General features: G+C 72.7%; 17 protein-coding genes. 12 read left to right on the top strand and 5 right to left on the bottom strand.

Annotation, left to right across the window (positions count from 1 at the left end; genetic code table 11):
* The first annotated feature begins 57 nt into the window (after window positions 1-57).
* The 9 genes from BU52_RS20600 to BU52_RS20640 all read left to right on the top strand — a co-directional run bounded on the left by BU52_RS20600 (window position 58) and on the right by BU52_RS20640 (window position 12,416).
* Window positions 58-1,101, top strand: coding sequence for a sugar-binding transcriptional regulator (locus BU52_RS20600; RefSeq protein ID WP_078903357.1), 1,044 nt, complete (start codon window positions 58-60; stop codon window positions 1,099-1,101).
* A gap of 247 nt (window positions 1,102-1,348) precedes the next feature.
* A complete protein-coding gene (locus BU52_RS20605) occupies window positions 1,349-2,791 on the top strand; it encodes a GuaB1 family IMP dehydrogenase-related protein (protein ID WP_037936643.1) in 1,443 nt (480 codons plus the stop codon).
* A 300-nt stretch (window positions 2,792-3,091) separates the two neighbouring features.
* Window positions 3,092-4,570, top strand: coding sequence for an amino acid permease (locus tag BU52_RS20610; protein WP_037936484.1), 1,479 nt, complete (start codon window positions 3,092-3,094; stop codon window positions 4,568-4,570).
* Between the two features lie 10 nt (window positions 4,571-4,580).
* A complete protein-coding gene (locus BU52_RS20615) occupies window positions 4,581-5,033 on the top strand; it encodes an Lrp/AsnC family transcriptional regulator (RefSeq protein WP_019523726.1) in 453 nt (150 codons plus the stop codon).
* A 33-nt stretch (window positions 5,034-5,066) separates the two neighbouring features.
* The gene (locus BU52_RS20620; protein WP_037936485.1) at window positions 5,067-5,828 is read left to right on the top strand and encodes a hypothetical protein; all 762 of its coding nucleotides are present in this window, start codon (window positions 5,067-5,069) and stop codon (window positions 5,826-5,828) included.
* Window positions 5,828-8,008 carry a bifunctional polysaccharide deacetylase/glycosyltransferase family 2 protein gene (locus BU52_RS20625; protein WP_037936487.1) on the top strand — a complete coding sequence of 727 codons (2,181 nt, stop codon included), beginning with the start codon at window positions 5,828-5,830 and terminating at the stop codon, window positions 8,006-8,008. The genes BU52_RS20620 and BU52_RS20625 overlap by 1 nt, the downstream gene beginning before the upstream one ends.
* 161 nt (window positions 8,009-8,169) lie before the next feature.
* The gene (locus BU52_RS20630) at window positions 8,170-9,372 is read left to right on the top strand and encodes an MFS transporter (protein ID WP_037936490.1); all 1,203 of its coding nucleotides are present in this window, start codon (window positions 8,170-8,172) and stop codon (window positions 9,370-9,372) included.
* Window positions 9,373-9,891: 519 nt separating this feature from the next.
* Window positions 9,892-10,680, top strand: coding sequence for a carbon-nitrogen hydrolase family protein (locus BU52_RS20635; protein WP_037936497.1), 789 nt, complete (start codon window positions 9,892-9,894; stop codon window positions 10,678-10,680).
* Window positions 10,681-10,718: 38 nt separating this feature from the next.
* Window positions 10,719-12,416: a flavin monoamine oxidase family protein gene (locus BU52_RS20640; protein ID WP_037936499.1), complete on the top strand. Its 1,698-nt coding sequence runs from the start codon at window positions 10,719-10,721 to the stop codon at window positions 12,414-12,416.
* A gap of 28 nt (window positions 12,417-12,444) precedes the next feature.
* On the opposite strand, the gene BU52_RS20645 is transcribed toward BU52_RS20640, so the two are convergent.
* A complete protein-coding gene (locus tag BU52_RS20645) occupies window positions 12,445-13,131 on the bottom strand; it encodes a DUF5995 family protein (RefSeq protein WP_037936501.1) in 687 nt (228 codons plus the stop codon).
* 173 nt (window positions 13,132-13,304) lie between these two features.
* On the opposite strand from BU52_RS20645, the gene BU52_RS20650 reads away from it, so the two are divergent.
* On the top strand, window positions 13,305-14,423 hold the full coding sequence (locus tag BU52_RS20650) for a glycoside hydrolase family 6 protein (RefSeq protein WP_037936646.1): 1,119 nt from the start codon (window positions 13,305-13,307) through the stop codon (window positions 14,421-14,423).
* Here the strand turns inward: BU52_RS20650 and BU52_RS20655 are convergent.
* Window positions 14,405-15,808, bottom strand: a complete 1,404-nt coding sequence (locus BU52_RS20655; RefSeq protein ID WP_037936502.1) for a uracil-xanthine permease family protein — start codon at window positions 15,806-15,808, stop codon at window positions 14,405-14,407. The two genes, BU52_RS20650 and BU52_RS20655, sit on opposite strands and share 19 nt — an antisense overlap.
* A 175-nt stretch (window positions 15,809-15,983) precedes the next feature.
* Here BU52_RS20655 and BU52_RS20660 point away from each other — a divergent pair, with 175 nt between their 5' ends.
* On the top strand, window positions 15,984-16,442 hold the full coding sequence (locus tag BU52_RS20660) for an acyl-CoA thioesterase (RefSeq protein WP_037936504.1): 459 nt from the start codon (window positions 15,984-15,986) through the stop codon (window positions 16,440-16,442).
* On the opposite strand, the gene BU52_RS20665 is transcribed toward BU52_RS20660, so the two are convergent.
* Window positions 16,402-17,607: an MFS transporter gene (locus tag BU52_RS20665; RefSeq protein ID WP_037936505.1), complete on the bottom strand. Its 1,206-nt coding sequence runs from the start codon at window positions 17,605-17,607 to the stop codon at window positions 16,402-16,404. The genes BU52_RS20660 and BU52_RS20665 overlap by 41 nt on opposite strands.
* Before the next feature lie 145 nt (window positions 17,608-17,752).
* Here BU52_RS20665 and BU52_RS20670 point away from each other — a divergent pair, with 145 nt between their 5' ends.
* The gene (locus BU52_RS20670; RefSeq protein WP_037936508.1) at window positions 17,753-18,943 is read left to right on the top strand and encodes an ROK family transcriptional regulator; all 1,191 of its coding nucleotides are present in this window, start codon (window positions 17,753-17,755) and stop codon (window positions 18,941-18,943) included.
* A gap of 113 nt (window positions 18,944-19,056) precedes the next feature.
* On the opposite strand, the gene BU52_RS20675 is transcribed toward BU52_RS20670, so the two are convergent.
* Window positions 19,057-19,815 (bottom strand): SDR family oxidoreductase, encoded by a 759-nt coding sequence (locus BU52_RS20675; RefSeq protein ID WP_037936510.1) that lies wholly within the window; start codon window positions 19,813-19,815, stop codon window positions 19,057-19,059.
* 211 nt (window positions 19,816-20,026) lie between these two features.
* Entirely contained in the window at window positions 20,027-22,351 is a 2,325-nt protein-coding gene (locus BU52_RS20680; protein ID WP_037936513.1) for a chitinase C-terminal domain-containing protein, read from the bottom strand.
* Window positions 22,352-22,451 lie beyond the last annotated feature (100 nt).

Raw genomic sequence — 22,451 nt, forward strand, 5'->3', positions numbered from 1 at the left:
CCCAGCAGGGCTGATCGACCGCGCCGGATCTGCAAGGATGAACAGCGAATCCAGAGTGTGAACAGCAGTGAGGAGAGCGCCGTGTCGGGTATGTCGGCGGGCCGGTCAGCCATGCGGATGGGACCCGCTGAGCTGGTGCAGGCGGCGGCCATGGCCCGCCGCTTCTACCTCGAGGGCAAGTCCAAGATCCAGATCGCGGAGGAGTTCGGCGTCAGCCGCTTCAAGGTGGCCCGGGTCCTGGAGACCGCCCTCGAACGGGATCTCGTGCGGATCGAGATCCGTGTGCCGGCCGAGCTGGACGCCGAGCGCTCCGACGCGCTCCGCGCCCGCTACGGCCTCAGGCACGCCGTCGTGGTCGAGTCCCCGGCCGAGGCCGAGGAGACACCCGACCCCGAGAACCTGGGAGAGGTGGCCGCCGACCTGCTCGGCGAACTGGTCAACGAGGGAGACGTGCTGGGCCTCGCCTGGGGCCGCTCCACCATCCACATGGCGGCGGCCCTCGACCGGCTGCCGCCCTGCACGGTCGTGCAGCTGACAGGCGTCTACGACGCCGGGACCGCCGAGCGCGGCTCGGTGGAGGCCGTACGGCGCGCCGCGCAGGTGTCGGGCGGCGACGCCCACCCCATCTACGCGCCGATGCTGCTGCCGGACGAGGCCACCGCGGAGGCGCTGCGTCACCAGACGGGGATCGCGCGGGCCTTCGAGTACTTCGACAAGGTCACGGTCGCCTGTGTGTCCATCGGCTCCTGGGAGCCGGGCATCTCGACGGTGCACGACATGCTCAGCGACGAGGAGCGGGCGCACTACGCCTCGCTCGGTGTCGCCGCGGAGATGTCCGCGCACCTCTTCGACGCCGAGGGCCGCCGGGTCGGCCGGGACCTGGGGGAGCGGTGCATCACGGTCAAGACCGACCAGCTCCGCCGGGTCCCCGAGGTCGTCGCGATCGCCGGCGGCCAGCGCAAGGGGCCGGCGATCGACGCGGTACTGCGCTCGGGTCTCGTCACCAGCCTGGTGACGGACACCTCGGCCGCGGACTACCTGATGACGGCGGGCACCACCCCGCGGTCCGCCCTCAACCGCGCGGACCCGGACGGCCCCTGACGGCGGTGAGGCGGTGCCGGCCGCGGCACCGGCCGCGCGCGCGACGGGCCCCGCCTCCCTCGCCCTCCCGGCCCGGTCGCGCGGGCTGCCGGCCCTCCCTTGGAGGAACCTCCGAGCACCCCTCCGACCGCCTCGGACGATGCGACCGGGGAGGGCGCACCGGTCGTCATGGGACAATGAAGTACGTGCTCTTCCCCCTGGCTGACCTGTCCGGGGGCCACCTCTGATCGACTGGGATGTGCAGCACGTGCGTTTCCTCAACGACATCCGGCCCGCCTACGACCTGACGTACGACGACGTCTTCATGGTGCCGAGCCGCTCCGCGGTCGGCTCGCGGCAGGATGTGGACCTCAGCTCCCCGGACGGCACGGGCACCACCATCCCGCTCGTCGTCGCCAACATGACCGCCATCGCCGGGCGCCGCATGGCCGAGACGGTGGCGCGGCGCGGCGGACTCGTGGTCATACCTCAGGACATTCCGATCGAGGTCGTCGCGGAGGTCGTCTCCTGGGTGAAGGGCCGCCACCTGGTCCTGGACACCCCCATCGTGCTGGCCCCGCACCAGACCGTCGCCGACGCGCTCGCCCTGCTGCCCAAGCGCGCCCACAACGCGGGCGTCGTCGTCGACGACGGACACCGGCCGGTCGGCGTGGTCACCGACACCGACCTGTCCGGTGTGGACCGCTTCACCCAGCTCGAGGAGGTCATGTCCAAGGACCTGATCCTCATCGACGCCGACACGGACCCGCGCGAGGCCTTCAACACCCTCGACACGGCCAACCGCCGCTACGCGCCCGCCGTCGACAAGGACGGCCGCCTGGCGGGGATCCTCACCCGCAAGGGCGCCCTGCGCGCCACCCTGTACACCCCGGCCACCGACGCCCGGGGCCGGCTCCGCATCGCCGCCGCCGTCGGGATCAACGGCGACGTGGCGGGCAAGGCGCAGCAGCTCCTGGAGGCGGGCGTGGACACGCTCGTCGTCGACACGGCGCACGGCCACCAGGAGTCGATGATCAGCGCCGTGAAGCTGGTACGCGACCTCGACCCGCAGGTGCCGCTCGTCGCCGGCAACATCGTCTCCGCCGAGGGCGTCCGCGACCTGATCGAGGCCGGCGCGGACATCGTCAAGGTCGGTGTCGGCCCCGGCGCCATGTGCACCACCCGCATGATGACCGGCGTCGGCCGGCCGCAGTTCTCGGCCGTCCTGGAGTGCGCCGCCGAGGCGAAGAAGTACGGCAAGCACGTGTGGGCCGACGGCGGTGTCCGCCACCCGCGCGACGTGGCGATGGCGCTCGCGGCCGGCGCGTCCAACGTGATGATCGGCTCCTGGTTCGCCGGGACCTACGAGTCCCCCGGCGACCTCCAGCACGACGCGAACGGCCGCCCCTACAAGGAGTCCTTCGGCATGGCCTCCGCGCGTGCCGTGCGCAACCGCACCTCGGAGGAGTCCGCCTACGACCGTGCCCGCAAGGGGCTGTTCGAGGAGGGCATCTCCACCTCCCGCATGTTCCTCGACCCGGAGCGCCCCGGCGTCGAGGACCTGATCGACTCGGTCATCGCGGGCGTCCGCTCCTCGTGCACCTACGCCGGTGCCGCCTCGCTCGAGGAGTTCGCGGAGAAGGCCGTCGTCGGCATCCAGAGCGCCGCCGGATACGCCGAGGGCAAGCCGCTCCACGCCAGCTGGAACTGACGGCTGCCGCCGCCCCACGGCCCCCGCCGCTCCCGCACCGGGAGAGCGGGGGCCGCGGTGCGTCCGGGCCCGGGACGCAACGGCCGAAAGCCCCCGCGCAACGAACACCCGCGTCCCCGCGAGCAACGCAATGATCTTACGGAGGTGCGCAAGGTTGCTGCATTTCAGGAGCAACGAGGAACCTCGTAGGGTTACGCGCTGTACGTGGTGCGGCGGGGACCCCGCTCGGCGGGTCCCGGCTGTCGCGGGAAGCCGTCGGTCCCTGCCGCGGAAGACCGGCAGTGATGAAGGAGTCAGCGCGTGCTCGACCAAGGCGCACCCCCGCACAACGGCAGTCCCGCCGCCCCGCCGTCCCCGGGCGCCGGCGCGCGCCTCATGCGCCGCAAGCCCGTGGAACGCCTGGTGGCCGAGGGTGGCCAGGGCGAGGGCGGGTCCCTGCGCCGCTCCCTCGGGCTGTGGCAGCTGACCATGATCAGCATCGGTGCCACCCTCGGTACCGGCATCTTCGTGGTCCTCGGCGAGGCCGTGCCCAAGGCCGGCCCGGCGGTCACGCTGTCCTTCGTCATAGCCGGTCTGACAGCTCTGTTCTCCGCCCTCTCCTACGCCGAGCTGGCGGGCACCATCCCGGTCTCGGGCTCCTCCTATTCGTATGCGTACGCAACGATGGGCGAGCTGATCGCCTGGGTCTGCGGCTGGTGCCTGATGCTGGAGTACGGCGTGTCGGTCGCGGCCGTCGCCGTCGGCTGGGGCGAGTACCTCAACGAACTGCTCGACGGCACCATCGGCGTCACCATCCCGGCCGCGCTGTCCGCCCCGCCCGGCGACGGAGGCGTCTTCAACCTGCCCGCGCTGATCGTCGTCCTGCTCGCCATGGCCTTCCTGATGGGCGGCGCCCGCGAGTCCGCCCGCGCCAACACGATCATGGTCGTCGTGAAGATCGGCGCACTGGTGCTGTTCTGCGCCATCGGCGTCCAGGGCTTCCGCTCCGGCAACTACGAGAACTTCATGCCGCTCGGCATGGCCGGCGTCAGCGCGGCCGGCGCGACGCTCTTCTTCTCCTACATCGGGTTCGACGCCGCCTCCACGGCCGGTGAGGAGGCCAGGAACGCCCAGCGCGACCTGCCCCGCGCGATCCTGCTGTCGCTCGCCATCATCACCGCGCTGTACGTCCTGGTCGCCGCCGTCGCCGTGGGCGCCAAGCCCTGGCAGGACTTCACCGACTCCGAGGCCGCGCTCGCCCAGATCATGAGCGAGGTCACCGGCCAGACCTTCTGGGGCACCCTGCTGGCGTTCTGCGCCGTCATCGCCATCGCCAGCGTCGTCCTGACCGTGCTCTACGGCCAGACCCGCATCCTGTTCGCCATGTCCAGGGACGGGCTCGTGCCCAAGGCGTTCGGCAGGGTCAGCCCGAAGACCGGCACACCACGCACCAACACCCTGATCGTCTCCCTCTTCTGCGGCGTGCTCGCCGCCGCGATCCCGCTCGGCCAGCTCGCCGACGCCACCAGCATCGGTACCCTGTTCGCGTTCGCCCTGGTCAACGTCGCCGTCGTGGTGCTGCGCCGGTCCCGCCCCGACATGCCGCGTACCTTCCGGGTGCCGCTGTCGCCGCTGCTGCCCGCCCTCGGCCTCGCGTTCTGCCTGTGGATGATGGGCAGCCTGTCCACCGTCACCTGGGTGGTCTTCGGTGTCTGGATGGCCGTCGGGCTCGTGTTCTACTTCCTCTACGGCTACCGCCGCTCCCGGCTCGCCGCACCGGCCACCTCAGAAGCGAAGTGAACCACCCGCAGTGCTGAACGATCTCGACGAACGCATCGTGCACGCCCTCGCCGAGGACGCCCGCCGCTCCTACGCGGACATCGGCCAGCTCGTCGGCCTCTCCGCGCCCGCCGTGAAACGGCGGGTGGACCGGCTGCGCGCCACCGGGGCCATCACCGGATTCACCGTCCGCGTCGACCCCGCCGCCCTCGGCTGGGAGACGGAGGGGTTCGTCGAGATCTACTGCCGCAGCAACACCTCCCCGGAGACCATCCAGCGGGGCCTGGAGCGCTACCAGGAGGTCGTGTCCGCCTCCACCGTCACCGGGGACGCCGACGCGGTCGCCCAGGTCTTCGCCTCCGACATGCGCCACTTCGAACGGGTCCTGGAACGGATCGCGGGCGAGCCGTTCGTGGAGCGGACCAAGTCCGTGCTGGTCCTGTCCCCGTTGCTGCGACGGTTCTCCTCGGGTTCGCCCACGTAGGCAGGCCCGCACCGGCGGCGTACGCTGGCTTTCATGCGGAGTCAGGATGATTCCGGACATACGGTGATCGGCTCGTCGGCTGTTCCGAGTCTCCCCGTGTTCGTCGACTCCACCGGCAGGCGCGCGAGGATCCTCCGGCGCACCGGGTACGGCGTGGCCGGTACGGTGGCCGCCTACCTGGCGGTCCTGGGACTGAGCCTTATGGGGGCGACGCCCTTCGCGCCGGGCGCCCTCCTGCCACCCCTGCCCGGCGAGGCCACGGCGCCGACGGCGCCGACGGCGCCGGAACGCCGGGGCCCGGACGACGGACCCCTGCCGCCCAGCGGCGTGCTCGACCCGGCGCGGAGCGGTCCCGGTGACGCGGGCGCGGCGTTCGGCCCGGGCACCCCGCCGGTGCCGCCGCTCCTGTCGCCCGGTGGGCCGCTCCTCACCCCGGCGGGCCCGCTCGTCCCCGGAGGCCCGGTGTCCACGGCCCCTCCCGCACCGCAGCCCCCCGGTACGGGAGCCCCACCGTCGTCGCAGGAGCCCGACGGCCCCGTCCCCGACGACCCGTCCGCACCCGCGCCCGACACGGGAAGCGACCCCGCCCCGCCGCCGGCCCCGGAGGAACCGCCGCCGGCCACGGACGGACCGCCGTCGGCTCCGGGCGAGCCGCCCGCCCCCGAGTCCCCGCCGGGAACGCCGCAGCCCGTCCCGCCCTCGGGTACCTACGAGCCCCCGCAGGCGCCGTCGGGTGCCCCGGACACCACGGGAGGCGCCCCGCCCGGTGACGTGCCCGCAGCCGGGACGTCCTGATGCGCCGCCGTCCCCACCGCCCGGCCCGGCCCTCACGGACGCGAACCGGTCCGCGTCACCACCGGGCGTCCCCGCGGCCCCGGCACCGCTTCCGCATCGTCGTCCCGCTCGTCGTGCTGGCCTTCGTCGTCTCGGTACTGCTGACCGAGGGGTACACGACCCGGACCTTCCCCGGGGACCAGGAGGGGCGCACCGGGCGGCCGGCCACCGGGGTGCCCCGGGAGGTCACCGGCGGCGGTCCGGTCGTCGACACCACCCGCGACCACCCGAGCACCTACCGGGTGCCCGACCGGACGGTCGTCCTCACCTTCGACGACGGCCCGGATCCCGTGTGGACGCCCCGTATCCGCGCCGTCCTCGACCGCCACGGCACGCCCGGCACCTTCTTCGTCACCGGTCAGCAGGCGGTGCGCCACCCCGGGGTCCTGCGCGCCGTCATCCGCTCCGGCCACGAGATCGGCGTGCACACCTTCTCCCACCGGGACCTCTCCACCCGGTCCGCGAGCGGCGTCGACCGCGAACTGGCGCTGACGCAGCTCGCCCTCGCCGGGGCCGCGGGCATCAACAGCTCGCTCCTGCGGATGCCCTACTCCTCGACGACCGCCGCCCTGGACCGGGCGGACTGGTCCGTCGCCCGGCACCTGGGTGACAAGGGCTACGTCCTGGCCTTCGTCGACCGGGACACGAGGGACTGGCAACGGCCGGGAGCCCGCGCCATCGCCGACGCGGCCGCACCGGGCGCGCCGGGCCGGGGAGCGGTCGTCCTCATGCACGACGCGGGAGGGGACCGGTCCCAGACCGTCGAGGCCCTCGACGAACTGATCCCCCGGCTCCAGGCCCAGGGGTACCGCTTCACCACTCTCGCCGACGTCCTCGGCACCGACAGCCTCACCAGCCCCGTCGACACCGGGACCCTGTGGAAGGGGCGGGTGTTCGTGGCCGCCGTGACCGTGTCGGGGACGGCCATGTCGGTCATCGGTGTGCTGCTGCTGGTCGTCGGATCCCTCGTCCTCGGCCGGTGCGTCCTGCTGCTGGTCCTCGCCCGCCACCACGCCCACCGGCGCCCGCACCACGCCCCCGGACCGCCTGTCACCCGGCCCGTCAGCGTCGTCGTACCCGCGCACAACGAGAGCCTGTGCATCGCCAAGACGCTCCGCTCGCTCGCGGCCGGCGACCATCCCGTCGAGATCGTCGTCGTGGACGACGGCTCCGACGACGGCACGGCCGACATCGCGGAGTCACTCGGCCTCCATGCGGTCACCGTCGTCCGGCAACCGAACGGCGGCAAGGCCTCCGCCCTCAACACCGGCGTCCGGCGGGCCTCCCACGACCTCGTCGTCATGCTCGACGCGGACACGGTCTTCGCCCCCTCGACCGTCCGGCGTCTCGTCCAGCCGTTCGCCGACCCCGCCGTCGGTGCCACCGCCGGCAACGCCAAGGTCGGGAACCGGCGGGGTCTGCTCGGCCGTTGGCAGCACATCGAGTACGTCATGGGCTTCAACCTCGACCGTCGCATGTACGACCTGCTGCGCTGCATGCCCACCGTCCCCGGCGCCGTGGGTGCCTTCCGTGTCACTGCCCTGCGGGACGCCGGGACGATGAGCGGCGACACCCTCGCCGAGGACACCGACATCACCATGGCCCTGCACCGGGCCGGGTGGGAGATCCGCTACGTCGAGGACGCGCTCGCCTGGACCGAGGTACCGACCTCGCTGCGGCAACTGTGGCGCCAGCGCTACCGCTGGAGCTACGGAACCCTGCAGGCCGCGTGGAAACACCGGCACGCGCCGGCCGAGCGCGGCCACGCGGGACACTTCGGCCGCGTCGGCCTGCCGCTGCTGACCGTCTTCCAGATCCTCACCCCGTTGCTCGCCCCCCTCATCGACCTGCTGACCGTCTACGGCCTGGTGTTCGGGAACCCGCTCGTCACCCTGCTGGCGTGGACCGGCGTGCTGGCCGTGCAGACCGTCTGCGCGGCCTACGCCTTCCGTCTCGACGGGGAGAGCCTCCGGCCGCTGTGGGCGCTCCCGCTGCAGCAGTTCGTCTACCGCCAGCTCATGTACCTGGTGCTCGTCCAGGCCTGCCTCACCGCGGCCAACGGCTACCGGCTGCCCTGGCAGCGCCTCAGGCGCAGCGGCGACGTCGTGCTGCCGCCCCCGCTCTCCGCACCGGAACGATGAACGGCGGCCGTGGGAAATGCCGGGCGGGATCCGGGGGGCCGGTCTAGCATGGGCTCCATGACCTGGCGACATTGATCCTTCCGCCGCGCCTCCCGAGGTCCGCCTCGGACGCCGCACGTCCTCGACGTCCGGTGTCCGAAACGCCCTCTTGGGAAGGCCTCATGACTCTCACGCCCACGCGTGCCTCCGACGTCCGCGTGCGACGGCTGACGACCACGCTGTACGGCTACTCGTTCCTCGAAGAGTTCGTCCTCCTCTACCCGGTGTACGCGCTGCTGTTCAGCGACACCGGTCTTTCCGTCTGGCAGATCTCCTCCCTGTTCGCCCTGTGGTCGGTCACCGGCGTGCTGCTGGAGGTCCCCTCCGGCGTCTGGGCCGACGCGGTCTCCCGCCGGCTGCTGCTGTGGCTCGGCCCTCTGCTGACCGCCGCAGGCTTCGCCCTGTGGGTGCTGCTCCCGTCGTACGGCGCCTTCGCCGTCGGCTTCGTCCTGTGGGGTGCGGGCGGGGCGCTCGGCTCCGGCGCGCTGGAGGCGCTGGTTCACGACGAGCTGGAGCGGATCGACGCGGCCGACCGTTACGCCCGGATCATGGGGCGGGCCAGGGCCGCGGGTCTGGTCGCCGTGATGGCGGCGATGGGACTCGCCGGTCCCGTGCTCACCTGGGGCGGTCACACCGCCGTCGGCGCCGCCAGCGTGCTGGTGTGTCTGCTGGCGGCCGCCGCGGCACTCCGGTTCCCCGAGCACCGTTCCCCGGCCGAGGGGCACGAGAGCTGGACGGCGACCCTGCGCGCCGGACTCGCCGAGGCCCGCGCCGACCGGTCCGTGCGGGGGGCGCTGCTCCTGGTCCCGGCCGTGAGCGCGGTCTGGGGTGCCCTCGACGAGTACACACCGCTGCTGGTCCGGGCCACCGGGGTGGCCGACGGGACGGTGCCCTGTCTGCTCCTGCTGATCTGGGCCGGCGCCACCGCCGGAAGCCTGCTGGCCGGGGAGGGGGAGCGGCTCGGTACGAGGGGTCTCGCCGCCGTGCTGGCCTTCGCCGGACTCGCCCTCGCCGTGGGCGCGGCCGACGGCACCCCGTCGGGGCTGGTCCTCGTCGCCCTCGCGTTCGGTGGCTTCCAGGCGGCGACCGTGCTGGCCGACGCCCGGCTCCAGCGGCGCATCGAGAACACCCGGCGGGCCACCCTGACCTCGGTCGCGGGACTGGGCACGGAGCTGGCGACGATCGCGGTCTTCGGAGGTTACGCCCTGGTGGCCTCGGGGACCGCGCACGCCACCGCCTTCGCGGTGTGCGCGGTGCCGTACCTGGCGACGGCGGCGCTGCTGCTGGCCGGCGGGAGAGCCGGGGCCGCCACGCCACGGGCGTGACGCGTCCGCCGCCGCTCCGGTGGGGGCGAGCGTCCGACGCCTGCGGCGCGGCCGCGGGTCGGGTGGGGGCTGGTGCAGCGGCCGCTGTCGGTGGGTGGGTCGGGGGTGTCCGTCCTCGGACTGGCGCGACGGCGTCGCCGGGAAGGGCCGGCGGCGCGGACGCGCCGGCCACTGCGGGCGAACGCCCCCGCCCCTCCCGTTCCCGCGGGCGGTCGTGCCGCGGGGCGGCACGGGTGGGCGCGACGGCACCCCGTAGGCGCCGGGCTGCGCGAACACCCCCGGCCCGCACCAACCCGGGGCACCTCGCAGGCGCGGAGCACCATGACCCGCCCCCGGCCCGCCGGGATCACGGGCCCCTGACCCGCGCGCCCGGCCTCGTGCAACGAATCGCCGCGCATCCCACCGCGGACGCAACGAACCGCTCACCGGCGCGCAACAGCTCCTCCTTGTCCCGCCGAGCCGCCCGACCGTACCGTCTATCTGGCCCCCTGAACCCCCGCGTACCGGTGAGGAACACGCATGCGCACCGCCCTGCTCCAGAGCTCCGGCCGGCCCGGATCCGTCGTCGAGAACCTCAAGGTCCTCGACGAGGCGGCCGGCCGCGCCGCCGCCGCGGGCGCCGGGCTCCTCGTCACCTCGGAGCTGTTCCTGACCGGGTACGCGATCGGCGACGACCTCGGCCGGCTCGCCGAGCCCGCCGACGGCGACGCGGCCGACGCGGTCGCGGAGACCGCCACCCGGCACGGCCTCGCCGTCGCGTACGGCTACCCGGAGCGCGACGGCGACACGGTGTACAACTCCGTCCAGCTCGTCTCCGCCGACGGCACCCGCCTGGCCAACTACCGCAAGACCCACCTCTACGGCTGCTTCGAGCGGGACCACTTCACCCCGGGGGAGCTGACCGTCGTCCAGGCCGACCTCGACGGCCTCACCATCGGCCTGATGATCTGCTACGACGTGGAGTTCCCGGAGAACGTACGCGCCCACGCGCTCGCCGGCACCGATCTCCTCCTGGTGCCCACGGCGCAGCTGCACCCGTTCCAGTTCGTCGCCGAGTCCGTCGTGCCGGTGCGGGCGTTCGAGAACCAGATGTACATCGCGTACGTCAACCGGGTCGGTCAGGAGGGCGAGTTCGAGTTCGTGGGCCTGTCCACGCTCGCGGCCCCCGACGGAGTCGCCCGCGCCCGGGCCGGCCGTGCCGAGGAACTCCTCCTGGCCGACGCCGACCCCGTCCTCCTCGCCGCGTCCCGCGAGAACAACCCGTATCTGCCGGACCGCCGCCCCGCCCTCTACGGGTCCCTCGTCTGAGCCTCCCCCGTACCACCCCCGCAAGGAGTCCGTACCCCATGACGTCCACGGTGCCCAACGCCGTCGAGCACACCGACGAGCAGCAGCCGCCGATCACCATGTTCGGCCCGGACTTCCCGTACGCGTACGACGACTTCCTCGCCCACCCGGCGGGGCTCGGGCAGGTACCGGCGACCGAGCACGGCACCGAGGTGGCGGTCATCGGCGGCGGCCTGTCCGGCATCGTCGCCGCGTACGAACTGATGAAGATGGGCCTGAAGCCGGTGGTCTACGAGGCCGACCGGATCGGCGGGCGGTTGCGCACCGTGGGCTTCGACGGCTGCGACGGTTCCCTGACCGCCGAGATGGGTGCGATGCGCTTCCCGCCGTCCTCCACGGCGCTGCAGCACTACATCGACCTGGTGGGTCTCGAGACCCGCCCCTTCCCCAACCCCCTCGCCGAGGCCACGCCCTCGACCGTGGTCGACCTCAAGGGCGAGTCGCACTACGCCGAGACCCTCGACGACCTGCCCCAGGTCTACCGGGACGTGGCCGACGCCTGGGCCAGATGCCTCGAGGAGGGCGCCGACTTCTCCGACATGAACCGCGCCCTGCGGGAGCGGGACGTCCCGCGCATCCGCGAGATCTGGGCGAGGCTGGTCGAGAAGCTCGACAACCAGACCTTCTACGGCTTCCTCTGCGACTCCGAGGCGTTCCGGTCCTTCCGGCACCGCGAGATCTTCGGCCAGGTCGGCTTCGGCACCGGTGGCTGGGACACCGACTTCCCCAACTCCATCCTGGAGATCCTGCGGGTCGTCTACACCGAGGCCGACGACCACCACCGCGGCATCGTCGGCGGCTCCCAGCAACTGCCGCTCAGGATGTGGGAGCGCGAGCCGGAGAAGATCGTCCACTGGCCGTACGGCACCTCGCTGAAGTCCCTCCATGTGAACGGCGAGCCCCGCCCGGCCGTCACCCGGCTCCACCGCACCGCGGGCAACCACATCACGGTGACCGACGCGGACGGCGACATCCGCACCTACCGGGCCGCGATCTTCACCGCGCAGTCCTGGATGCTGCTCTCCAAGATCGCCTGCGACGACTCGCTCTTCCCGATCGACCACTGGACCGCCATCGAGCGCACCCACTACATGGAGTCCTCCAAGCTCTTCGTGCCGGTCGACCGGCCGTTCTGGCTGGACAAGGACGAGGAGACCGGCCGGGACGTCATGTCGATGACGCTCACCGACCGCATGACCCGCGGGACCTACCTGCTCGACGACGGCCCCGACAGGCCCGCCGTCATCTGCCTGTCGTACACCTGGTGCGACGACAGCCTGAAGTGGCTGCCGCTGTCCGCGAACGAGCGGATGGAGGTCATGCTGAAATCGCTCGGCGAGATCTACCCCCGGGTCGACATCAGGAAGCACGTCATCGGCAACCCGGTGACCGTCTCCTGGGAGAACGAGCCCTACTTCATGGGCGCGTTCAAGGCCAACCTGCCGGGCCACTACCGTTACCAGCGACGCCTGTTCACGCACTTCATGCAGGACCGGCTGCCCGAGGACAAGAGGGGCATCTTCCTCGCCGGTGACGACATCTCCTGGACGGCCGGCTGGGCCGAGGGCGCCGTCCAGACCGCGCTGAACGCGGTCTGGGGCGTCATGCACCACTTCGGCGGCGAGACCGACCCGACCAACCCGGGCCCGGGCGACCTCTACGACGAGATCGCCCCGGTCGAACTGCCCGAGGACTGACCCCGCCGGCCCTGCGAGAGCGTCCGGGTCAGTCCGGCAGCGGGGTGAGCAGCATGCGCCCGGCGAATCCCACCGCCGTGTCCAGCCGCTCGGTGAGTTCCCCCGCGACATCGGGCAGCCCGCGCAGCGCCCACAGCGCACGGGCCGCCGTCCATGCGGCGTCCCGTGCGCGCTCCAGGCTCCACGCGCCGAGCAGATGGGTCAGGGGATCGGCGATCCGCAGCAGATCGGGGCCCGGCGTCAGGTCTTCGCGGATGCGCTCCTCCAGCGAGACGAGGAGGTCGCCCACCCGGTCGAATTCGGCCTCGAGGTCGACGGGTTCGCAGGGCAGCGTACGACAGGTGTCCACGACGGCGAGCGCGAGATCGTGACCGATGTGCGCGTTGATCCCCGCCAGCGCGAACTGCAGCGGACGTACCCCCGGGTGGCGGCGGAACGCGAACAGGGGACGCCAGCAGGCCGGTGGCCGCCGCTCCTCGGACACCGCGTCGACCGCGGCCAGATAGCGCTCCGCGAACCGCACGTCCAGCGCGATCGCCGCCCGGGCGTCCGGGAAGCACCCGGCGTCGATGCGCCGGTCCACGGCCTCCGTCACGGCGAGGTAGACACGGTTGAAGACCGCCACCCCGTCCCGCGCGGGCAGGGCCGCGTCGAGGGCGCGCATACGGGCGACGACCCCGTCCACGGGGGTCAGGACTTGTTCGCATTGCGCCATGAGCGCAGAGTGGCACCTTCGGAGTGGTACCAGTGGCGGCGGGCCCGACGCTTCCCCGGAACGGGGGAACGCGCCCGCCGTGGGGGAGGGGGAACAGTACTGTGTCAGGCTCGCGTGCCCGGCGCCTGTCCGCGCGAAGGGCCGACCGCCGCCGTGCCGCCCGTCGCGGCATGATGGTCGCGGCGGCCTCCGTGGTCGTCGCGGTCGGCACCGCCACCGGGATGATGTCCGCGACCGGTGACGGACGCGGTGCGGAGGCGGCCCGGCCCGGGGTCTCCTCGTCGACGCGCCTGGAACCGCTGCCCGCGGTGCCCTCGCCCTCCCCGTCGGCGTCCGGGTCCCCCTCGCCCGGGGCCGGTCCGACGAGGAAGGCCAGTCCCAGGCCGTCGGCCTCCCGGACCGGGGAGAAACGGCGGGCCGCCCCCGTGTCCACGCGTCTCTACCGCCACCCCGGGAGCCGTGTCCTGGACTGGGTGCGGGCCCACCCCGACGACCCGCGCCGCGCGGTCATCGAGTCCCGCATAGCCGGCCGGCCGGCGGCCGTGTGGTTCGCGGACTACTCCCCGGACACGATCACCTCCCGGGTGCGGGCCGTGGCGTCCGGCGGCGCAGCGCAGGGCCGGACGCCGGTCCTCGTGCCGTACACGATCCCCGACCGGGACTGCGGCGGGCACTCCCGGGGCGGGGCCCCCGATCTGGGCGCCTACGACGCCTGGATCGACCGCTTCGCCGCCGGCCTCGGCAGCGGGGAGGTCATCGTGATCCTGGAGCCCGACTCGGTCGCCCAGTCCGAGTGCCTCTCCGCCGGGCAGCGCGCCGACCGCTTCGCCTCGCTGGCCCGCGCCGGACGGGTGCTCAAGGAGGCCAACCCCCGGGCCAGGGTCTACTACGACGCCGGGCACTCCGGCTGGAACGCGCCGGCGAAGCAGGCCGGCTGGTTGCGGCAGGCCGGGGCCGCCTCGGCCGCCTCCTCCGACGGCATCTTCAGCAACGTCTCCAACTTCCACGCCACGGCCGACGAGATCGCCCACGACCGTGCCGTGCTCGACGCCCTCGGCGGTCCGGCGGACCTCGGCGCGGTGATCGACACCAGCCGCAACGGCAACGGCGCCCCGGCGGACGGCGAGTGGTGCGACCCGGCCGGCCGCAAGCTCGGCCGGACCCCGACGCTCAGCACCGGTGAGACCGGGATCCACGGCTACCTGTGGGTGAAACTCCCCGGCGAGTCGGACGGCTGCACAGGGGCGCCGGGCACGTTCACCCCGTCGTACGCCTACGACTTGGCGCGCTGATCGTCCTCGGTGCCGTCCGTGTCGTAGGAGGACGTGCCCTCGTCGAGCAGCGGCTCCTGCGTCTTGAGGTGGGCGGGGGCGAAGGCCCGCAGCGCGTGGTAGCCCGTGATGACCACCAGCGTGCCGAGCGCGATGCCGCTGAGCGAGAAGGTGTCGGTGAACTCCATCGAGACGTTGCCGACGCCGATGATGATGCCCGCCGCGGCGGGCACCAGGTTCAGCGGATTGCGCAGGTCCACCCCGGCGTTGATCCAGATCTGGGCGCCGAGCAGACCGATCATGCCGTACAGGATCACGGTGATCCCGCCCAGCACCCCGCCCGGAATGGCCGCCACGACCGCGCCGAACTTCGGGCAGAGACCGAACAGCAGGGCGAAGCCCGCGGCCGCCCAGTACGCGGCGGTGGAGTACACGCGGGTCGCGGCCATCACGCCGATGTTCTCCGAGTAGGTGGTGTTCGGCGGGCCGCCGACGGCGGTGGACAGCATGGAGCCGACACCGTCGGCGGAGATGGCCGTGCCGAGCTTGTCGTCGAGGTTGTCGCCGGTCATCTCACCGACCGCCTTGACGTGCCCCGCGTTCTCGGCGATCAGCGCGATGACCACGGGCAGGGCGACCAGGATCGCGGACCACTCGAAGGAGGGCCCGTGCAGGTCGGGCAGGCCGATCCAGTCCGCCCGGCCCACTCCGGAGAGGTCGAGGCGCCAGTGGTCGGTGACCTTGCCGCTCGCGTCCGCCGAGTGGATCCGCCCGAAGACCCGGTCCAGCCCCCAGGACAGGGCGTACCCGAAGACCAGACCGAGGAAGATCGCGATGCGGGACCAGAAGCCGCGCAGGCAGACCACGGCCAGTCCGGTGAAGAGCATCACGAACAGGGCGGTCCACTGGTCCTGCGGCCAGTAGGTCGCGGCGGTCACCGGCGCCAGGTTGAAGCCGATCAGCATCACCACCGCGCCGGTCACGATCGGCGGCATCGTGGCGTGGATGATCCGCGCCCCGAAACGCCGCACCGCGAGACCCACCAGGAACAACGCGGCCCCGACCACGAACACGGCGCCGGTGACCGTGGCGCTCGACCCGCCCTGGGCCCGGATGACCGCCGCGACGCCGACGAAGGAGAGCGAGCAGCCCAGGTAGCTGGGCACCCGGCCGCGGGTGGCCAGCAGGAAGACGACGGTCGCGACGCCCGACATCATGATGGCGAGGTTGGGGTCCAGACCCATGAGTACCGGGGCGACGAACGAGGCCCCGAACATCGCCACGACGTGCTGGGCCCCGAGGCCGGCCGTGCGGGGCCAGGAGAGCCGTTCGTCGGGGCGGACCACCGCGCCGGGGGCCGGGGTGCGTCCGTCGCCGTGCAGTGTCCAGCGGACGCCGAGATCCATGGGCTGTCGCTTTCGTCGTGTGTCCAGCGTGTCCGGACCATTGTGGGGGCTGAGCAGCAGTGCTTCGTACAGCTGACCGGGCGGGCCCGGCCCGGCTGAGCGTCTGCTTAGGATGAGGACGCGCCGCTGTTCGATGCAGACGGCACTCATTCCGTACGTCCCAGGAGTCCCACCCGTGACCGCCGAAGCCCCGCTCGCCCCCGCACTGCCGTACGGCCGGCTGATCCCCGTGACCGTCCACTTCGACGACCTCGACGCGCTGGGGCTGCTGCACAACGCCCGTTACCCGCTGCTGGTGGAGCGGGCCTGGACCGAGCTGTGGAACGACAACGGCGTCCGCTTCGAGGGCGACTGGGCCGCGGCCGGCGACGCCTGCAACGCGGTCAGGGAACTGCGCGTCACCTATGAGGCGCCGGTGACCCGGCCGGGTACCTACGCCGTCCACCTCTGGCTGGACCGGCTGGGCACGACCGGGCTCACCTACGGGTTCCGCTTCTGCTCGCAGGACGGAGCGGTGACCTACGCCCGGGGCAGCCGGGTGCTGGTGCGGCTGGACGCCGCGACGTTGCGCCCGGCGCCCTGGAGCGGCACGTTCAGGGACGCGGCTCGGGAACTGCTGCGTCCGGACGCGTGACCTTCGTGCGGTCTCCCGCGCGCAGGACGCCCGCGAAGCCCGCGATGCCGCACGACAGCACCGTCACCAGGACGAAGGACACCATCAGACTGGTCGCCTGGGCCAGCAGCCCGATCGCGCTCGGCGCGATCAGGCCCGAGGTGTAGGTGATGGTCGCGACACCCGCGATGGCCAGGCTCGGATTGGCGCCGCTGCGGCCGGCGGCGGCGAAGCAGAGCGGTACGACCACCGCGATGCCCAGACCCATCAGCGCGAACCCGCCCATCGCCGTCGCGGGGTGTTCGGCGAACACGATCAGCAGTCCGCCGAGCACGGCGACGACACCGCTCGCGCGGACCGTGCGCACGGCGCCGTAGCGGTCCACCACGTGGTCCCCGGCGATCCGGGCGATCGCCATGGTGAGCGTGAAACCCGTGGTGCAGGCCGCCGCCAGACCGGCGGAGGTCTCCAGCTGGTCGCGCAGGTAGACCGCGGACCAGTCCAGGCTGGCGCCTTCCGCGAACACCGCGCAGAAGCCGATCGCGCCGATGAGCAGGGCGGACCGGGGCGGCAGGGCGAACCGCGGCGGCGGCTCCTCGTCCTCGGCGGGCTGCAGGTCCAGCACCCAGGCACAGGCGGTCACACCCGCCACCGTCAGTACGGCGGCCGCGAGCGCGTGGTGCAGCCGGGCGTCCGAGCCGAGGTGGGCGGCGAGTGTGCCGGCCGCCGAGCCGATCAGGGCTCCGGTGCTCCACATGCCGTGCAGGCCGGACATGATCGACTTGTTGAGACGGTTCTCCACCTCGACGCCCAGCGCGTTCATCGCCACGTCGGACATGCCCGCCGTGGCGCCGAACACGAACAGGGCCAGACAGAGGGCGAGCAGGTTCGGGGCGGCCGACGGCAGGACCAGTGCGAGCGTCCACAGCGCGATCAGCCCGCGCAGGGCGGTGCGGGCACCGAAGCGGTGGCTGATGCTTCCGGCGAGCGGCATCGCGACGGAGGCGCCGAGCGCGGGGAAGGCGAGTGCGAGGCCGAGCTGCCCGGCGCTCACCCCGGCGTGGTCCTGGATCCAGGGGACACGGGTGGCGAACGAGCCGGTGACGGCGCCGTGGACGGCGAACACCGCGGCCACGGCGTACCGGGCCCGCCTCACCTCGCGCTGTGCGTACCCCACTGCACTCATCCCTGCCCCTCCCGGTGGTCCGTTACCGTCCGCGCCGCCGTAAACTATCAGGAACCCTGCCTGAAAGATAAGAGTGTTTTCGGAACGCCGTTCCCGCTGCCGGTCCTCGCGCCGACCCGTCCCGCCGATCTGGAAGGATCCCGGCATGGCCGCATCCCCGAGCACCGCCAGAGCCATCAACGACCGGCTCGCGCTGCGCCTGCTCCAGCAGGAAGGCCCGCTGACCGCGGGGCAGTTGAAGGAGCTGACCGGGCTGTCCCGGCCCACCGTCGCCGACCTGGTCGAACGTCTCACCGCGGCAGGTCTCATCGGGGTGGCGGGTGAGGCCGGGGAACAGCGCCGCGGCCCCAACGCCAAGCTCTACGGCATCGTGGCGGACCGGGCGCACCTCGCCGCGCTGGACGTCCGTACCGAGGGCGTCGCCGTGGCCGTGTCCGACCTCGTCGGCGACGTCCTGGCGGAGGCTTCCCTGCCCATCACCGGGGACGCGGGAACGGGGCCCGCGGTGGAGCAGGCGGTGGCGCTGGTCGAGCGGACGGCGAAGGAGGCGGGGGCCGACCGGCTGCACACGGTCGGGATCGGCGCACCGGGACTGATCGACCCCGCGAGCGGTGAACTGCGCGACTCCACGGGCCTGCCGGAGTGGCACCGCCGCCTGGTCGCCGCGCTCCAGGAACGGCTGCCCGAGGCCCGCGTCAGCGTGGAGAACGAGACGAACCTCGCCGCGCTGGCCGAACAGCGCGACGGCGCGGCCCGGGACCGGGACACCTTCGTCCTGCTCTGGCTGGGGCACGGCACCGGCGCGGCCGTGGTCCTCGACGGCACGCTGCGCAGGGGCGCCTCCGGCGGCACGGGGGAGATCGGCTTCCTCCCGGTCCCCGGAACCCGGGGCCTGCCCTCGGCCACGGACTGCGAGGGCGGCTTCCACTCCCTGGTGGGGGCGGCTGCGGTCGCGGACCTGGCGGCGGAGTACGGCCTCGTCGCGGAGCCCGGTGCCGAGCCGGTGGCGGCGGGGGCGGTGCGGGCCGCCGTCGCAGCGGCCGGGCCCGCCTCGGCAGGGGCACGCTTCCTCGACACCCTCGCCGACCGGATCGCGGTGGGTGTCGCGTCCGTGGTCGCGCTGCTGGACCCCGGACACGTGGTCCTGGGCGGTGAGGTGGGGCAGGCCGGCGGCGAGGCACTGGCCGCGCGGGTTCGGGACCGCCTGGCCAGGATGTCACCGCTGCCCGCCGACGTACGGCCCAGCACCCTCGGTGGCGGCGCGGTGCTGCGCGGAGCGCTGCTGACGGCCCGCGACCAGGCCCAGAACGAACTCTTCGGCGAACCCGGCCACTGACCGCCGCCCACCCCGCGGCACCACCGGCGGTCAGGCGCGGGTTCGGTGAGCCGCACCGGGTGGACGCCCGCATCCGGCACGGCTGAGGACCTCGGGCCGGTGTCCCGGCTTCGTCACCGGTGGGTGACGGCGGCTCCGAGGCGCCGGGTCAGGAACTCGTCGAACGTGCCCGTGCCGACCGCCCGCTCCGGGGCCAGGTGGCCGCCCGCGCGGAAGGCGTCGTAGGCCGCCCCGCGCAGGGGGACCCTCACCACCGCGCGGCGGCGGCCCGCGGCCCTCAGATACGCGCGGGCCAGCGAGTCGAACGTACGCACCTCCGGGCCGCCCATGTCGTCGACCCGGCCCGCCGGCGCCCCCTGGGCCAGCTCGGCCAGGCGCTCCGCCACCTCCGTGACGTCGATCGGCTGGTCCTTCACCCGGGCGGGCAACGGCATGACGGGCAGCCTGGACATGCCCTGCAGGACCCTGAGCACGAGATCGTGGAACTGGGTGGTGCGCAGCACCGTCCAGCCGATCCCGGACTCCTCGACCAGCCGCTCCACCGCCAGCTTGGACTTGTAGTAGCCGAACGGCACCCGGTCCACGCCGACGATCGAGATGTACACCAGATGCCCCACTCCGGCCCGCCGTGCCGCCGCGATCAGGTTCCGTGAAGCCTTCTCGTCCCCGCCCCGCGGGGACGTCGCGCAGTGCACGACCGTGTCCACCCCCGCGACGGCGTCGTCCAGCCCGCTCCCGCCCTCGCGCAGATCGACGGCGTACGGCTGGGCGTGGCGGCTGAGCACCCGCACCTCGTGGCCGTCCGCGCGCAGCCGTTCGGTGAGGTGCCGGCCGAGTGTTCCGGTACCGCCGGTCACCAGGATCGTGGTCATGCCGTTCATCCCCTTCGGACACCGGCGCCCCCCTGCGGAGCGCCCCGCGTCCGGTGTGACGGACCGGCCACCGTCACCTGTGACATCGGCGCCGGACCGCCCCGGACGACGTCCAGCTTCTCCGGGTCCCGTCCCGAGCGCATCCGCGTGTGGTGAGACCCGGCGGCGGGCAAGGGCCGTCGTCACCGCCGCCGGGCCGTTCTCAGTGGGGTCAGCAGGCTCCCTGGTCCCGCCACACTCCCCATTCGCCGGTGGTGCCGGGCTCCTCGCCCTGCGTCCACCACTGCGCCTTCCAGACGTGTCCCTCGTGGGACACCACGCTGCCCCCGCCGTACGCGGTCGCGGCGTTCCACGCCGGGTCCGCGCAGTTGCCGGGCTCGGTCGTGGGCGGGTCCGTCGGGGTCGTGCCGGTGCCCGGCTCGACGACGGTCGTCCCGCGCGCCAGGTCCGCGGCGAGGGCGTACTTCCTGCCGCCGATCGTCACCGTCCAGTTCGAGGGCGTCGACACCGGCAGGTAGTAGTTGAACGACAGGTCGACGGTGGCCCCCGGCGCCAGCGACTGCCATGCCGGCAGCTTCAGCGACACCCGGTGGAAGTCGCCCTTCAGACCGCCCACGTTGCTGCCCGTGTGGTCGCTGCTGATGACCTTGGTGCCGAAACCGGACTGGTCCGAGGCGTTGCCCGGAGCGGCTGTCGCGTAGTCGAACTGGAACTCGGTGCCGCCCGGCAGCGCGGTCTTCGTGCGGTTCGTGATCCGCAGCTTGGGGGTGATCGGGTAGTTGGAGTCGCCGAGCTTGAAGTCCGTGAACTCCACGTCCACGTCGACCGCCTCCGCCGGCAGGTCCGCGTTCGACTTCCTCGCGCCGTACGGCGTGGCCGACTTGAACCTGTCGTACATCAGGGAGGTGAGCGTGTCGCCCATCTCGTACTGGCCCTTCGCGGCGTTCCAGGCGTAGTCGCCGGCCAGCTCCCAGACCATCGTGCCGCCGATGCCGCGCTGCGCCACGTAGTCGGCCTTGGCGGCGACGGACTGCTCGTCCTCGGTGGAGAGGAAGACCTTCTTCTCGGCGTTCCACAGCCAGGGGGCGACCAGCGTCGCGTCGTACTTGCGGGCGTAGGTGCCGGTCAGCCGGGTGCCCGCCGGGAAGCCGTAGTCGGTGACGTAGTCGCCGACGATGCCCTTCTCGAGGTTCTTGGCGTGCCACATGGGGTTGGAACCCGCGGGGGACTCCTTGCCGTTGGCGTCCAGGTCGTGCCAGAGGTTGTCGATGCCGACGGCGCCGTCACCGCACTTGGTCAGGCCGGAGCCCGCCGGACAGGAGGACGCCGACGCCCTCCCCCACAGACCGTCGGTCCCGCCCTGCACGTTCTTGTGGCCGCGGGTGTAGTACGGCAGGCCGATGTTGATCCGGCCGGCCGGCATGGAGCCGCGGAAGTAGTGGTAGGCCCAGTCGGTGTTGAGGTAGCCGATGCCTCCGTACTGGGCGCTGCCGTAGACGTTAGCGGCGGCCAGCTCGGCGTCCTTGCCGTCGTCGAACAGGGAGGCGTTCGGGCCGGCGTACTCGTTCCAGGCGCCGTGCAGGTCGTACGACATGATGTTGACGTAGTCCAGGTACTTCTGGACCTGGAAGGTCTCCATGCCGCGCAGCAGGTAGCCGGACGAGGGCGCCGCCACCGTCAGCAGGTAGTGCCTGCCGTCGGCCGCGCCGGCGCGGTCCAGCTTCTCGCGCAGCGTCTTCATCAGTGCCGCGTACCCCTTGACCAGCCCGGCCCGGCGGGCGTTGGCGAAGGACCAGTCGAGCGGGTTGCCCGCGTCCTTCATCGTCGTCGGGTACTCGTAGTCGATGTCGACGCCGTTGAACCCGTAGGACCGGATGAAGTCGACCGCCGAGTCGGCGAAGGTCTCGATGCCGGCCTGGTTGACGGACCCGTCGGCGTTGGTGGCCATCGAGTAGAAGCCGCCGGAGTCGACGCGGTTCCCGCTCTCGTCGAAGTAGCCGCCGGTCTCGGCCCAACCGCCCACCGAGATCAGCGTCTTGACGTCCGGGTGCTGCTTCTTGAACTTGCTGAGCAGGTTGAAGTGGCCCTTGTAGGGCAGGGCGGGGTCCATCTCCGCGCCGGCCACGCCCGGCCACGTCATCCCCGTCGCCGGGTTGGCGGCGCCGTCCGCACCGACGGAGATCTTGTTGCCCTTGTCGATGTGCGCGAACGCGTAGTTGATATGGGTGATCTTGTCCCAGGGGATGTCGGACGCGAGGTAGGCGGGCTTCCCGTCCTTGCCGGTGCGCCAGCCGGTGAAGTAGCCGATCACCCGGCGCTGGTGGTCGGCACCCATCTTCTCCCGCCCGGCCGAGTCGTAGACCGAGCAGTAGGGGACGTCGACACCTGGTGTGCTGTACAGGCCGTCGGGACGGCAGGCCTCCTGTCCGGCGGCGTGCGAGACGGTGGCGGGCAGGGCGGCGAGCAGCAGGCCCGCGACCGCGGCGGCGGAGGCGAGCAACGCGGGTCTCGCCCCGGGGCGTGAGGGGGACGGCACAGTGGGTTCCTCTCCACGGAAGTTGGCTCGGACCCTAAGAGGACTAGACCAAAGCGTCAATAGGTATGGACCAATCTCGGGGTCGGCAAGAGGGCCCGGC

Source organism: Streptomyces toyocaensis (assembly GCF_000725125.1).
GTDB classification, from domain to species: domain Bacteria; phylum Actinomycetota; class Actinomycetes; order Streptomycetales; family Streptomycetaceae; genus Streptomyces; species Streptomyces toyocaensis.